This window comes from Sulfurospirillum sp. E15m, assembly GCF_059415145.1.
Genome location: NZ_JCAHZS010000001.1, coordinates 763,678 through 778,910, shown reverse-complemented (window position 1 = coordinate 778,910; position 15,233 = coordinate 763,678). Strand labels below are relative to the sequence as shown.

At 39.5% G+C, this 15,233-nt stretch carries 13 protein-coding genes and 1 tRNA gene; 9 read left to right on the top strand and 5 right to left on the bottom strand.

Annotated elements, in window-relative coordinates; translation table 11 throughout:
* Positions 1-166: 166 nt before the first annotated feature.
* The 3 genes from AC5SLP_RS03895 (at position 167) to AC5SLP_RS03885 (ending at position 5,936) form a co-directional block, all read left to right on the top strand.
* A complete protein-coding gene (locus AC5SLP_RS03895; RefSeq protein ID WP_495253815.1) occupies positions 167-1,774 on the top strand; it encodes a methyl-accepting chemotaxis protein in 1,608 nt (535 codons plus the stop codon).
* A gap of 99 nt (positions 1,775-1,873) precedes the next feature.
* Entirely contained in the window at positions 1,874-3,529 is a 1,656-nt protein-coding gene (locus AC5SLP_RS03890; protein ID WP_495253814.1) for a putative bifunctional diguanylate cyclase/phosphodiesterase, read from the top strand.
* Positions 3,530-3,578: 49 nt separating this feature from the next.
* Positions 3,579-5,936, top strand: a complete 2,358-nt coding sequence (locus tag AC5SLP_RS03885; RefSeq protein ID WP_495253813.1) for a phosphoketolase family protein — start codon at positions 3,579-3,581, stop codon at positions 5,934-5,936.
* 164 nt (positions 5,937-6,100) lie between these two features.
* Here AC5SLP_RS03885 and AC5SLP_RS03880 read toward each other — a convergent pair whose 3' ends face one another.
* The 3 genes from AC5SLP_RS03880 to AC5SLP_RS03870 all read right to left on the bottom strand — a co-directional run bounded on the left by AC5SLP_RS03880 (position 6,101) and on the right by AC5SLP_RS03870 (position 7,109).
* Positions 6,101-6,538, bottom strand: coding sequence for a hypothetical protein (locus AC5SLP_RS03880; RefSeq protein WP_495253812.1), 438 nt, complete (start codon positions 6,536-6,538; stop codon positions 6,101-6,103).
* A 153-nt stretch (positions 6,539-6,691) separates the two neighbouring features.
* A complete protein-coding gene (locus AC5SLP_RS03875) occupies positions 6,692-6,856 on the bottom strand; it encodes a hypothetical protein (RefSeq protein WP_495253811.1) in 165 nt (54 codons plus the stop codon).
* 176 nt (positions 6,857-7,032) lie between these two features.
* Positions 7,033-7,109 (bottom strand) — tRNA-Met (locus tag AC5SLP_RS03870).
* Between the two features lie 212 nt (positions 7,110-7,321).
* On the opposite strand from AC5SLP_RS03870, the gene groES reads away from it, so the two are divergent.
* From groES to AC5SLP_RS03855, 3 genes are read left to right on the top strand one after another with little or no spacing between them, the layout of a single operon-like run.
* Positions 7,322-7,588: a co-chaperone GroES gene (groES, locus tag AC5SLP_RS03865; RefSeq protein ID WP_495253810.1), complete on the top strand. Its 267-nt coding sequence runs from the start codon at positions 7,322-7,324 to the stop codon at positions 7,586-7,588.
* 22 nt (positions 7,589-7,610) lie between these two features.
* Positions 7,611-9,251 carry a chaperonin GroEL gene (gene groL, locus AC5SLP_RS03860; protein WP_495253809.1) on the top strand — a complete coding sequence of 547 codons (1,641 nt, stop codon included), beginning with the start codon at positions 7,611-7,613 and terminating at the stop codon, positions 9,249-9,251.
* 55 nt (positions 9,252-9,306) lie between these two features.
* Positions 9,307-10,089, top strand: a complete 783-nt coding sequence (locus AC5SLP_RS03855; RefSeq protein WP_495253808.1) for a hypothetical protein — start codon at positions 9,307-9,309, stop codon at positions 10,087-10,089.
* On the opposite strand, the gene AC5SLP_RS03850 is transcribed toward AC5SLP_RS03855, so the two are convergent.
* Positions 10,086-10,925, bottom strand: a complete 840-nt coding sequence (locus AC5SLP_RS03850; protein ID WP_495253807.1) for a YitT family protein — start codon at positions 10,923-10,925, stop codon at positions 10,086-10,088. The two genes, AC5SLP_RS03855 and AC5SLP_RS03850, sit on opposite strands and share 4 nt — an antisense overlap.
* A gap of 53 nt (positions 10,926-10,978) precedes the next feature.
* The gene (locus AC5SLP_RS03845) at positions 10,979-11,575 is read right to left on the bottom strand and encodes a lactate utilization protein (protein ID WP_495253806.1); all 597 of its coding nucleotides are present in this window, start codon (positions 11,573-11,575) and stop codon (positions 10,979-10,981) included.
* A gap of 165 nt (positions 11,576-11,740) precedes the next feature.
* Between AC5SLP_RS03845 and AC5SLP_RS03840 the strand changes: the two genes are divergently transcribed.
* From AC5SLP_RS03840 to AC5SLP_RS03830, 3 genes are all read left to right on the top strand, one after another.
* Complete coding sequence (locus AC5SLP_RS03840) at positions 11,741-12,694, top strand: TAXI family TRAP transporter solute-binding subunit (protein WP_495253805.1); 954 nt, start codon at positions 11,741-11,743, stop codon at positions 12,692-12,694.
* A gap of 77 nt (positions 12,695-12,771) precedes the next feature.
* Positions 12,772-14,841, top strand: coding sequence for a TRAP transporter permease (locus AC5SLP_RS03835; RefSeq protein ID WP_495253804.1), 2,070 nt, complete (start codon positions 12,772-12,774; stop codon positions 14,839-14,841).
* The gene (locus AC5SLP_RS03830) at positions 14,838-15,215 is read left to right on the top strand and encodes a DUF1850 domain-containing protein (RefSeq protein WP_495253803.1); all 378 of its coding nucleotides are present in this window, start codon (positions 14,838-14,840) and stop codon (positions 15,213-15,215) included. The genes AC5SLP_RS03835 and AC5SLP_RS03830 overlap by 4 nt, the downstream gene beginning before the upstream one ends.
* Positions 15,216-15,233 lie beyond the last annotated feature (18 nt).

Below are 15,233 nucleotides of genomic sequence, written 5' to 3'. Positions count from 1 at the left end.
ATAAGCCTCTATTTGTGACTTAGAACATCTAATTTTACATGTAAAATTCTCATAACCCAAATTGCTCATCAAAATATCGTTAAATAGATGTTTTACTCTCTTCTTTTATTTCAAAACATTTTACAAACGATTTGAGTGATAGATCAACAACATATGGAGGGATAACATGACAATTGGGAAGCAACTTACTGTAATGCTAGCAATCGCAATAGGCGGAGCATTAACTATTTTTGGTATCAGTTTAACCAAACTTGATAAAGTCTATGAAGAAACAAATTATGTTACGATTAACTCCTTACCCAGTGTATTATCGCTCAATCACGCTATGCTTTATGGTTTGCGCTTACGTTTAATCATGTGGGAGCATATCACGCAAGAAGATAAAGCAACCAATGATAAATCGAAAGAAGGCATTTTAAAAACATTACAAGACCTTGAAAACGAACTAAAGCACTATGGAACAATGGTTTCGGATGAGGAAGATAAGGCATTACTCTTAAAAGATACCGAAGCTTTGGGGAAATTTAAGACTTTAGCCATAAATACGCTAAATCAATCAGAAAATGGACAGAAAAAAGAAGCATCCATCGCTTTTAATCAAGCACGCTCCACCATGAAAATCTTAACTTCTGCACTTGATACACACATGCAATATAATCTGCAAATTGCAGAAAAAATGGCAGCAAAAGCGGAGCAAGAGAAAAAATCAGCCAATACCCAAATTATTTTAGTCGTTCTTTTAGTCATTGGCGCAACACTCATACTGAGTTTTCTGATTCGCCGAAATATCATGCAAGGTGTCCATCTTATTCGTGATAGTATTACCCAATTTGTTAAAGATAAAGAGCTAAAATTTCGCATTGGCTATACAAAAAGAAATGAAATCCAAGAGATTGTCAATAGTTTTAATGATTTAGTCAATACTTTAGAGCAGACCATTATGGATGCAAAAAACTCTTCCAATGAAAATGCTTCTGTCTCACACGAGCTTAGTACAACCAGTATGCAAATTGGACGTAATGCCGAAGAGAGTTCAACCATTGTTGAAAACACTATCCAAGAAATTCAGTCGATAAAAACATTTGTCCAAACAACCGCACAGCTCTCAGAAAGTATGAAAGAAGACATTATCTCTGCCAATGGTAAATTAAACAGTGCAAAAGACGAGATTATGTCACTCCGCAATGAAATTGATCAAGCCAGTCAATCTGAAACAGCTTTAGCGAGAAAATTGGAACAAATGAGCCAAGATGCCGAACAAGTCAAACAAATTCTTACAGTGATTTCCGATATTGCCGATCAAACCAATCTTTTGGCACTCAATGCCGCCATTGAAGCTGCAAGAGCGGGTGATCATGGACGAGGATTTGCTGTTGTTGCTGATGAAGTTAGGAAATTGGCGGAGCGAACACAAACCTCTTTAACAGAGATTAATGCGACTATTAACATTATTGTTCAATCGGTAACAGATTCGTCCGATCAAATGAATAAAAATGCAAACAACATTCAACAGTTATCGCATGTATCAAGCGGCGTGGAAAAAACGATTTTAGAGACAACGAAAGTGATGCATAAAACCGTAGACACCGTTGCTGACAACACAAAAAACTCACAGAAGATTGTTCAAGATACCGACCAAATTGTTGAAATGGTGTCAAATATCAATACCTTGACAAGCCACAATGCAAGAAGCGTTGAAGAGATTGCTTCGGCTGCAGACCATCTGTCGAAACTTGCCGAAACACTCAATCAAAAACTCAATCAATTTAATTGAGGACAACACTTTCGACATGTAAAACAGTTTAAGCGATAACGCATATCTCCTAGAGATATGCGTTATTATCATATTAATGGCGCAAAGAAGGTTGGAATTATGTCAATTTTAGATCAATCACTTAAAGATACTATCGATTCCATTATCGCTACATGTAATTTATTGCCGGAAGTTTTTCGTGATGGTGTTATTTTATGCGATTCGTCAAAAGAGACCATTAATGTCAGTGAAAAAGTATGCCTTTTTACAGGATACTCTAAAGAAGAGTTTATCCAACGAAATCCTTTTTCACTGATCCGAAATCCTATGCCTATTTTTCAAAAAGACACGGTTCAATATACCACATCGATTCAAGATAAAATGGGGCAAATGCTTCCTATTATTATCTATCCAAAGATGATTCAAATCAATCATCACACATTATTTCTTTTTATCCTACAAAAGCAAATGGAATTACACCTTCCTTTGAAAAGTTATTTTTTAGCACAATTCCCTAATCGTTTTTTATTTTTACATGAAATGCTAAGAGAAGCCATTTTTTACAGTAATAAAACATCGACATATGGGGCACTTTTACTACTCGATATCGATAATTTTAAAATCGTAAACCACATTAAAGGTTACACTTTAGGAGATTTTGTTTTAACAAAAATTGCACAACGAATATCGTCTGTTGTGAATACGCTTTGTGTTGAACATCTTAATGGCGATGAATTTGCGATTGTCGCCAAAACTAAGTCAGCTGTTTATGATAAAGCAGAAAGCGAAATTAAAATCCTCTCACAAGCGATTTTAAGTGCTATAAAAAAGCCTATTGTTGTTGAAAACCAATCTTTTCTTTTAACAGCAAGTATTGGAGTCGTTCCTTTTTTCAAAGAAAAATATGAGCCTGAGAAGATCATCCAATATGCCGATAGCGCACTCTTTGAAGCCAAAAAACAAGGGCGTAGTGCAACGCATTTTTTTAACGCAACGATTCAGCAAAAACGAGAAGAGCAAGCCTTATTATTGGAACGTCTGCAATATGCAATTGCACACCAGCAAATGGTTCTTTTTTATCAAAAACAGTGGGCTTACCATACAGATACATCTGAGATTACGGTTACTGGAGTAGAAGCACTGATTCGATGGATTGACCCAATTCATGGGTTTATTACCCCAGATCAATTTATACCGCTTGCAGAAGAGAGCGGCTGTATCATTCCACTTGGAACATGGATACTTTATGAAACATGTAAACAACTGAAATTATGGGAAAGGGATTCTAGTAAATGTCATTGGCAACTCTCTATTAACATCAGTATTAAACAATTTGAAAAAGATGATTTTATTGCAATGGTTCAAGAGTGTATTGCAAAAACTACGTGTAACCCTCATAAACTTCGTTTTGAATTAACAGAAAGCCTTTTGATACACGATTTAAAAAGTTCATTGCAAAAAATCGAAGCACTCACACACCTAGGCATTTCTCTCTCTATTGATGATTTTGGTACAGGCTATTCCTCTTTATCGTATTTGAAAAAATTGCCTATTCAAGAATTAAAAATCGATAAAACCTTCATCCATGATTTAACAAGAGACAATGCCGATGCGATTTTAGTCCAAACCATGCTTAGCATTGGAAGACGTTTTGGGCTCGATGTCGTGGCAGAAGGTGTTGAAACAAAAGAGCAGTATGAAATGCTACGCGACATGGGATGTACCGCATTTCAAGGATATTTTTTCAGCAAACCCATGGAAGTATCAATGCTTTAAGTAAAATTGAAGTAGCATAATCTTACGACTGCTTTCGTAGGAGGGTTGAATGAAAAACGAACCACTTTTGGCATCCGAATTAAAGTCTCTTAACGCTTATTGGCGCGCAGCGAATTATCTTTCCGTTGGACAGATTTATCTTTTAGATAACCCTTTGCTGAAACTACCTTTGAGTATCAAACATGTCAAACCTCGTCTTCTTGGGCATTGGGGAACAACACCGGGGCTGAATTTCATCTATGCACATATGAACCGCGTTATCAATAAAGACGACCTTAACATGTTTTTTGTCGCAGGTCCAGGGCATGGAGGTCCTGCGGTAGTTGCAAACACCTACTTAGAAGGCACATACAGCGAAGTCTACCCCGATGTTTCTCAAGATGAAAAAGGGCTTCAAAAACTCTTCAAGCAATTCTCTTTTCCAGGCGGTATTCCAAGCCATGCCGCACCTCAAACACCCGGTTCCATTCATGAAGGAGGTGAGCTAGGGTATGCCCTTTCTCACGCATATGGAGCCGTTTTTGACAATCCTGATTTAATTGCATGTTGTGTTGTGGGCGATGGAGAAGCGGAAACGGGGCCACTAGCGACAGCATGGCACTCTAACAAATTTCTAGACCCAAAACATGATGGCGCAGTACTTCCCATCTTGCACCTTAATGGCTATAAAATCGCCAATCCCACAGTGCTTGCACGTATTTCCCACGAAGAGCTTAAAAATCTTTTTATCGGTTATGGGTACGAGCCTTATTTTGTCGAAGGCGATGAGCCTTTAAAGATGCACCAAAAAATGGCTCAAACGATGGATGTTATTATCGCTCGCATTAAAACCATTTGGGAAGAAGCGCGTGTGAAAGAAAGCTCCAAACGCCCTGCTTGGCCAATGCTTATTCTTAGAAGTCCAAAAGGATGGAGCGGTCCTAAAGAGGTCGATGGGCTCAAAACAGAAGACTTTTGGCGTTCGCACCAAGTCCCACTCTCAAAATTTGAGAACAATCCTGAACATATTGCATTGCTTGAAACATGGATGAAAAGCTATAAACCCGAAGAGCTTTTTGATGAAAATGGCAAACTTGTGCCTGAATTAGCCTCGCTTGCACCCAAGGGGAAAAAACGTATGGGCGCAAATCCACACACGAATGGCGGTGTTTTACTTAAAGATTTGCATTTGCCTGATTTTAAAAATTATAGCATTGAGGTCATCAATCGAGGTCAAGACACGGCAGAATCTACACGTATTTTAGGTGTTTTTCTTCGTGATGTCATGCGCCACAACATGCAGAATTTTCGTGTTTTTGGTCCGGATGAAACAGCGTCCAATCGCCTAAGTCCTCTTTTTGAGGTGACCAATCGCGCTTGGATGGCAGAACGTTACACTTTTGATGACCATTTAGCCCACGATGGACGCGTAATGGAAATTCTCTCAGAACATACCTGTCAAGGCTGGCTTGAGGGTTATTTACTCACAGGAAGGCATGGCTTTTTCTCATGTTATGAAGCATTTATCCACATTATCGACTCCATGTTTAACCAACACGCCAAATGGCTGAAAGTGACTAGTCGTGAGATACCATGGCGCAAACCCATCGCTTCGTTGAATTATCTTTTAACCTCGCACGTTTGGAGGCAAGACCATAACGGTTTTTCGCACCAAGACCCTGGGTTTATTGACGTTGTGGTAAACAAAAAAGCGTACATTATCAATGTCTATTTTCCGCCCGATGCCAACACGCTTTTATGGATTGGCGAACACTGCCTCAAAAGTCGTGATTCCATCAATGTCATCGTTGCGGGCAAACAACCTGAATTGCAATGGCTCAATAGAGATGAAGCCATAGCGCATTGTGAAAAAGGCATCGGTATTTGGAGCTGGGCAAGCAATGATGAAGGAAGTGAGCCTGATGTCGTCATGGCATGTTGTGGTGATGTACCGACACTAGAAACACTCGCGGCGGTAACGATTTTACGAGAGCTTGTGCCTGAGCTTAAAGTACGCGTTGTCAATGTCATTGATTTGATGTGTTTAGAACCCAAGGAAGAGCATCCACACGGGCTCTCTCATGATGCCTATAATGCACTCTTTCCCAAAGATACACCAACGATTTTTGCCTACCACGGCTATCCGTGGCTGATTCACCGTTTAGCATACAAAAGAGCACATCATGAACATTTACATGTAAGAGGATATAAAGAAGAAGGAACGACGACCACGCCGTTTGATATGGTCGTACTTAATGATATGGATAGGTTTCACTTAGTCATGGATGTAATGGATCGTGTACCCAAAATGCACGCGCGTGCAGAGGTTATTAAACAAAAGATGCACGCAAAGAGAATGGAGCATAAAAGATACATTGAACAATACGGGCAAGATATGCCAGAAATTATCAATTGGAAATGGACATAATGTTTGGCAACATGTATCAAAATTTCAACCGTAGTTTGGATAATTAGAATTACATGTAAAACATTTCGTTATATTTTAATATATATTACGATATACTACGCTTCTGATTATGAGTTTCAAGGTTCTACCCTACAAAAGAGATAGAACCTTGTATCGATATGAAACTATCTTCGGTAATGATCGAAATGATCATGATGTCGGCTCATATGCGGCCCATAATGATAAAACCCATGCACAAGTGCATCATACATCAATCCATAAACCAAAATTGTACCTGTTGCATCGACAATGTCATACACCGGTCCTCTATCAATCACTCGCTCTCGTACAATAACAGGACGTTCATAGGTCACAACACGATCTTCAATCATAATGCTGTTGGTTTGAGGAGAAGAATAAACATGCGTTGGCGTGTCAAGTGATTGTACTGCAGTTACTTTGTCAATTCGGTATAAAGTATGGTCAGGTGTGTCATCGTATAAAATAGTGCCATTGGGTAAAATATAACCTGCTCCAAAAAGTGATGATGCTATTAACGATAAAGCGATACCGCTCGTAATCTTCTTTGTGCTACGTGATAAAGAAAAATTGAATTTAAACATTGTACGTTCTCCTTTGCGTGTGATACTATCGATAGTGGTATTTTATCGCATTTATATGAACAAGGTAGTTCAAAAATATACAAAATAGTGGAGGAAAAGAGATGCCAAACATATTGTGTCTAAATCTTGTCAAAACTTGTCATTATGACAGTATCATGCAAAAGAAACCCCTATTAGTAATGTTGAACAAAAAACGGCAACGATTTCAGGCTGACCGCTTACATCAAAGATTTTAAAATAGTGTGTTTTATCACTGTCGTTAAACCATCGTTTACATTCTGAACATTTGTATTGACGAACATCTCTAAAGATTACCATTGCGTAACCTTTAGAGATATATAATTTTCATGACACACTTGTGTCAAAGTGTGCCATGAAATATGTTTTTTTTGAAGATGACCCGAAGTTTTTAGTGTTAAAAACACACCATTATTATGACCGTTAAAACATCTATTTTTAGGGTATTTTGAAAGATTTTTCGGAGGGTCGAAAAGTGGTGTCAAGAGAGGGACTCGAACCCTCGACCTCCGGCTTATGAGACCAGCGCTCTAACCAGCTGAGCTACCTTGACACGGGATAAAAGAGGTTGGCATTATATAGTCACAAAACTTATACTTAGGTTAATTATAGTCTATTTTAATAAAGATAGTCAAAAAATAAAAACATTGAGCATATAAGACTAAACTTTTCTCTCTTTTTTCTTGACTTTTGAGTTACTTTTGTGTAAAATTTTGTCACTCAAAACAAACGAGTGCTAAAAATTTTAGTCAAAAGGACATAACAATGACTTTCAAACCATTAGGGAAAAGAGTGCTTCTTGAAAGAGTTGAAGAAGCAACTACGACTGCAACAGGTATTATCATCCCTGACAATGCCAAAGAAAAACCTCTTAACGGTGTTGTTAGAGCGATAAGTCCAAAAGTAGCAGAAAAGGGTTATATTTCAGTTGGCGATAAAGTAGTATTTGCAAAATATGCAGGTACAGAGCTTACATTAGATGGTAAAACGTATCTTGTCATGAATGTTGATGACATCCTTGGTGTATTGTAATTATTAAATAAAAGGAATAAAAATGGCAAAAGAGATTCAATTTTCAGATAACGCACGTAATGCACTGTATGAAGGTGTTAAAAAACTCAATGATGCAGTAAAAGTAACAATGGGTCCTCGTGGTCGCAATGTTTTGATTCAAAAAAGTTTTGGTGCTCCTAGCATCACAAAAGATGGTGTTTCCGTAGCAAAAGAAGTCGAACTTAAAGATACAATTGAAAACATGGGTGCTCAACTTGTTAAAGAAGTCGCTTCAAAAACAGCGGACCAAGCAGGTGATGGTACAACAACAGCTACCGTTTTGGCACATGCAATTTTTAAAGAGGGCCTTAGAAATATCACAGCGGGCGCAAACCCTGTTGAAGTAAAACGTGGTATGGATAAAGCGGCAGAAGCGATTATTGCTGAGCTTAAAACTATGGCAAAAGCGGTTAAAGATAAAAAAGAGATTGCACAAGTTGCAACGATTTCTGCGAACTCAGACACGGTTATCGGTGAATTAATTGCTGAAGCGATGGAAAAAGTCGGTAAAGACGGCGTTATTACCGTTGAAGAAGCAAAAGGTATCCAAGACGAGCTTGATGTTGTTGAAGGTATGCAGTTTGACAGAGGTTATCTTTCACCTTATTTTGTAACCAATCCAGAAAAAATGCAAACTGTTTTAGAACATCCTTTCATTTTATTGTTTGATAAAAAAATCTCCAATCTTAAAGACCTACTTCCTGTGTTAGAGCAAGTTCAAAAAACAGGTAAACCTCTTTTAATCATCGCTGAAGATATTGATGGTGAAGCGCTTGCAACCCTTGTTGTCAATAAATTAAGAGGCGTTCTTAATATTGCAGCGGTAAAAGCACCAGGTTTTGGAGATAGAAGAAAAGCAATGCTTGAAGATATCGCTATTTTAAGTGGTGGTGAAGTGGTAAGTGAAGAGCTTGGTCGCACACTTGAGAGTGCAACACTTGCAGACCTTGGACAAGCAGCGCGCATCGTTATCGATAAAGACAATACAACGATTGTTAATGGCAATGGCGATAAAGCTAAAATTGACGCACGCGTTGCTCAAATTAAAGCGCAAGTAGCTGAGACAAGCAGTGATTACGATAAAGAAAAACTTCAAGAAAGACTTGCAAAACTCAGTGGTGGTGTTGCCGTTATTAAAGTGGGTGCAGCCACAGAAACTGAAATGAAAGAGAAAAAAGACAGAGTCGATGATGCTCTTTCAGCAACAAAAGCGGCAGTCGAAGAAGGTATCGTTGTCGGTGGCGGTTCAGCGCTACTTCTTGCAAATGCAAAAATTAAATTAAATGTCAGTGGAGATGAAGCAATTGGTGCTGAAATCGTTACACGTGCACTCAAAGCTCCACTCAAACAAATCGCAGAAAATGCAGGATTTGATGCGGGTGTTGTTGCAAACAATGTTTTAACAAGCAATAAAGCAAATTACGGCTTTAACGCGGCAACGGGTGAATACGTCGATATGTTTGAAGCAGGTATCGTTGATCCTGTCAAAGTAGCACGTATTGCACTTCAAAATGCCGTTTCAGTTGCAAGTTTACTCTTAACAACAGAAGCGACGATTACCAATGCAAAAGAAGAAAAAGCACCTGCAATGCCAGATATGAGCGGCATGGGTGGTATGGGAGGCATGGGTGGAATGATGTAATCATTCCGCTTATGTTTTTACATGTAAAGCCATTTGATGGCTTTACATTCTGCCTATGATGAAACACTGTATTTTTATCTTCACCCTTTTTACACACTCACTTCTTTTTGCTGATTCGCTGATTGATGCGCTACTTGATGGTAATTTAACCCATAAGATTAATGCAACGTATAATGATGATAATGACAAAGAGACGCCTTTTTCAAGTGCTCGTACGCAAAAAATCCTCTTTAATTACCAAACAGCGCCCATCAACGGCATTAAAATTGAAGTGGCGACACAATCTTTTGCAACTGAAACACACCAAAGTAGCACGGATAATACCATCTATTATACAGAAGCTCGTTATCATGGGAAAGCTGAAGATTTTGATTATAAGCTCAGTGCCAACTATTATGCGGACACATATCATAACCTCTATGAAAAATCAATCGATACCACCAACGCTATTGGATTAAAAGCGCAGATGGATTACGATAATTTTTCAACGTATGTTGCTTATTCAAAAGTCATGGAAGGTGCGCACAGTGTCTCTAGTAGTTTTGATGGAAAAGATAAACTCTTACCGACCTCATCGGTTTTAAGTTCTAATAACTATACCCCAAATACCCAAGCGTATGCTATTGATATGAATTATGCGCTTCGCAAAGACGTAACACTGGGTTCTCGCTACGTCCTTGCGAACGATGCACAAACAAATGTCTCTTATACAGGTGTTTATACCAATTTTAAAGTCGATGAAATCTCAAAAGGGCTTAATTTAGGAATTGCATACGATAAAACAGGGCTTGATAAACAAAACAATCAACTCAATTTCACCATTAAAACAAATTTTTAGTGTCCACGTCCCAATAATTCTGAGGCTTCCATAACGACCATAAACGCTTCATTGTCAATAGATTGAATCAACTCTTTCAATCTCGGTACTTTACTGTTTTCAACCACTAAAAAAATCATACGTTTATTTTCGCGTTCAAAAATGCCATCTCCGTGTACGATGGTTCCATTTTTACCTAAATGAAGCACAATTTGCTCACACAACTCTTCGATTTTAGTTGAAACAATATGCACCACCTTTTTAGAGGGTCCTCTGGTTAAGAACATATCGATACTTTTAGCGGTGATATAAATACTCACCAAACTCCACATCGCTAAATCAATATTTTTAGAGATAACTGCAATGGAAAGAATAATCAGCATATCAATCACAAACATCACCGTTGAAGCCTTGATACTGGTTTTTGAAGCAACAATTTTTGCGATAATCGTTGAGCCACCAGCCGATGCATGCCCGCTTAAAATCAGCCCTAAACCAATACCAATAGCGATACCGCCAAAGATGGATGCAAGGATAACATCATGGCTGAGTGCTTTTACATGTAAAAACTCTCCCATCATATCGATACACACCGAAGTAAATCCAATGGCGATGATACTTCGCACCGTAAAATGCTTACCAAAATATTTGGTTCCAAGGAGTAGAAGTGGCGCATTAATAGCGACCATCAAAACACCCACTGGCCATTTAAAAATATAATGCCCCAAAATAGCCATACCACTGGTCCCACCTGTTACCAACGCATTGGGGAGAAAAAGTGCCACGACACCGTAGGCTAAAAACAACGACCCTAAAACAATAAAACTATAATTACGAAATTCGTGAGAAATACTCAAAATAATCCTTACATGTAAAATCCACCTGCCCACCTTTTATAAGGGCAGCATGCCTAAAATCCTAGCTCTTCATCTACGACAATAATCGTCGTACGTCCTTCAACATCTCCGTTGATGTAGGCAAATTTGTTCCCAATGTTATCCATCGTGTGGCGTGGTATTTTTCCCATACTGATGGCTGTATTGTTCATGCGTTCAACATTTTTAGGTGCGGCAACCTCTTGAATACGCTTAAAGCCCTCTTCGATATTTTCAACAATCTTGTTTTTACCAGTGACAACTAACACCTTTTTAGGTCCAAAAATTTGTGCTGCGACTCGGTTACCACTTCCATCGGCATTGACTAATTCACCATTCTTCGTCAAAGCATTCGTTCCACAGATATAAAGATCACTCAGCATTCCAAGACGTCTTCGATGCACGTTTTCTTCCATGCTAATCCCTTTTTCATACTGGTTAAAAAGGGTAATATCTTTTAAAGAAGTCACATAATCAAGCAGCCCGACTTGTGACACCGTCGTAGAGCCACCTAGTCCTATACTCATGCCCGGTTTTATAAAACTCATAGCGACACTTAACGCCTCTTCTTTATTGGAAACTAAAATCACTTCCATACCGTGTTTTTTAAACGCTTGCTTTAAAGAGTCCATTCATTTCCCTTTGACACATTTTTGTCAAATTATATCAAAGTGCCTTTGAATCTGGTAGAAAAGTTGCATTTTCGTATTTTATAAAGATTAATTTTCGTTTTTTAGCTTATTTTGGTCATGAACACTTTACAATGGGTTTATACACACTACATTAAGGAGAATTTCATGAGAAAATTGTTTCGAAATGCTATTGCAACCAGTGCGGCGGCACTTTGTCTTGCATTACCCGTAAATGCGACTGAGTTTATCAATATTCTTACCGGCGGAACAAGTGGTATTTATTATCCACTCGGAGTCTCTTTGTCACAAATCTACTCCAAAGCGTTACCAGATTCTAAAGCAACGGTACAAGCAACCAAAGCGAGTATCGAAAACCTCAACCTTCTTCAAGCAGGTAGAGGCGAAGTAGGAATATCATTGGGTGACTCATTTTCAGATGCGTACAAGGGTGACGCAGATGCGGGATTTAAAGCACCTCTCAAAAAATTACGTACCATTACAGCACTCTATCCAAATTACATTCACTTTGTAGCGGCGGCTGATTCTGGTATTAAATCCTTTGCCGATATTAAAGGCAAACGTATTTCAGTGGGTGCTCCAAAATCTGGAACAGCACTCAATTCTAAAAAAATCCTTGAAGCCGCAGGCATCAAATACGAAGACTTTGCTAAAGTAGAATACCTCTCTTACGCAGAATCTGTAGAACTTATGAAAAATAGACAACTCGATGTGACCCTTCTTTCATCAGGTGCAGGCGTTGCGGCACTTCGTGACCTTGCAACATCTCAAAAAGTTGTTTTCTTAACGATTCCAACAGATATTATCAAAAAAATCAATGACCCTGCGTACCAAGAAGGTGTGATTCCTGCCAATACGTATGAAGGCCAAACAGAAGATGTTCATACGATTGCTGTTCAAAATTTCCTAGTTACACGAGAAGGTGTCCCAACGGAAACAGTCTATAAAATGACAAAAGCGATGTTTGAAAATCTTGACCAAATGGTCGCCGCTCATGCAGCTGCAAAAGCCATCAAACTTGAAAATGCTATTAAAAGTTTACCAGCACCACTTCACCCAGGTGCAGAAAAATATTACAAAGAAGTTGGCTTACTCAAGTAACTAACTTTATTTAATATACATCCCTGCCAAGAAAGTATTGTAGCAGGGATGTGACTCTATTTACCAAAGGAAAGAATATGGCACCTACCGCCATGGATGAAACCCACGAAGATGCAGAATTTGAAGAACACGGACATCAGCGCAACTTACTTGGTTGGGCTTCTCGTCTTGCAATGTTTGGAGCACTCTCATTTTCCGCTTATCAGCTTTATGTTGCTGCCTTCCAGCCATTCTCAAGTCTTGTAACACGTTCCATACATGTTAGTTTTTTACTATTCCTTATTTTTATGCTCTACCCTGCGACAAAAAAAGGACATACCCAAAAAACGATCCCTTGGTACGACCTACTGCTTTCATTTTCAGGTTTTGCGCTCGGATTTTATCATTATGTTTTCGAAGGTGATTTGATTGAACGCTCAGGTGACCCGACTATCGCAGACTTAGTCGTTGCTACGGTGGTCACGATTCTTGTGTTTGAAGCGGCACGCCGTGTTGTAGGTTGGGCGCTGACACTTGTTTGCTTTACCTTCCTCGCTTATGGTTTTTTTGGACAATACCTACCTAGCGCCATTGCGCACCGTGGTTATGGGTACGACCAAATTATCGACCAGTTGTATCTGGGAAGTGATGGTATTTTGGGTACGCCTATTTTAGTCTCGGCCACGTATATCTTCTTGTTTATTCTGTTTGGAACTTTTTTAGAGCATGCGGGTATGATTCGTCTTTTCAATGCACTCGCACTAGGTCTTGTAGGTCGTGCACAAGGCGGTCCTGCTAAAGTGGCGGTTATCTCTTCTGGACTCATGGGAACAATATCGGGCTCAGGAGTTGCCAATGTTTTAACCGTAGGACAATTCACCATCCCCTTGATGAAAAAATTTGGATACAGCTCCATTTTTGCGGGCGCTGTTGAAGCAACATCGTCTATGGGTGGGCAAATTATGCCTCCTGTTATGGGTGCTGTTGCATTTATTATGGCCGAAACACTCAATGTTCCTTATGCCGACATCGTCAAAGCCGCTGTCATTCCTGCTGTTTTGTACTATGCCACGGCTTTTTGGATGGTTCACTTAGAAGCAGGTCGTCTTAAACTTCTGGGCGTGCCTAAAGAAGAGTGTCCGAATGTCTGGTTATCGTTAAAAGAGAACTGGTACTTAGCTCTGCCTCTTGTTGCGCTTGTTTACATGTTGTTTCATGGATTTACCCCGATGTTCGCGGGTATGATGGGACTAACGCTTACATCGATGCTGATTTTAGGCACGGCGCTTGCGGCGCGTATATCAATGACTGCGCTTCGCTATACATTCTGGTTTAGTTTAGGTCTTGGTGCCGCCTCGTTTATGGAATGGGGAATAAAACCTGTTGTGGGTATCATCGCGCTTTTAGTCATCGCCAATGCTTTAGTTAAAGGAGGCATGGAAACGCTTCATACGATGAAAATGGCAATGGTCAATGGTGCGAAACAAGCATTGGGCGTTGGTATCGCTTGTGCGATTGTCGGTGTTATTGTAGGTATTTTAACACTCACAGGTGCAGCGTCTAGTTTTGCTGGATTTATCCTTGAAATTGGAAAAACGAGCCTCTTCTTATCGCTTTTTTTAACCATGATAGCGTGTTTACTCCTTGGTATGGGTATTCCCACAATTCCAAATTACATCATCACCAGCTCCATTGCTGCCCCTGCTCTTTTAAAACTAGGCGTGCCACTCATTGTAAGCCATATGTTTGTCTTTTATTTTGGCATCATGGCAGACTTAACGCCTCCAGTAGCTTTGGCAGCATTTGCGGCGGCTTCGATTGCGAAAGCGCCTGCTATGAAAATTGGTTTTAAAGCGGTTCAAGTCGCTATTGCTGGTTTTATTATCCCTTATATGGCAGTTTATGACCCTGCATTAATGCTACAAGGGGATCCTACCTTTTTAAGCGTTTCTTATGTGCTTTTCAAAGCTTTTTTAGCTATCTTTTTATGGGGTGGAGCCTCCATTGGTTATATTTGGGCACCACTGAATCTCAATCAGCGCATTTTAGCCGTGATTGCAGCATCGTGTTTGGTTGCCGCTTTACCGATTAGTGATGATATTGGTTTTGCGCTCTCGGCATGTTTTGTTGCATGGATTGTGATTCAAAAAATGCGCTCAAAAGCATGATAGCTCTTTGCATTAGTGCCGGCGCACTCACTGCAACACTGAATATCCAAGCCTTTACATTGGCTTGGATGCATTCAGTGGAAAAAATTCGCTGGGAAGAAGACTGGCGCATTGAGAATAAAATGTTACACATCACTGAAGCGCGTGTTGTTGGCACAGGTGCAGGGATGGAACCACCCTTAGGGTCTGTTTTTAAAGATGGCTCTTGGCACTATGCCCCTTCAATTAAGCCACTGCCAAGCGTCTCACTGATGCACTCTCCGTACACCAAAGGGTATGAACTCTGCTTTGATGGAAAATGCCATCTTTTAGCTGAATTTCTTCCTCATTTACCGCCGACAACAGCTATTAAACTTGAAGCCTGCGAACGCTAAGTTCTGTTAAACCTGAAA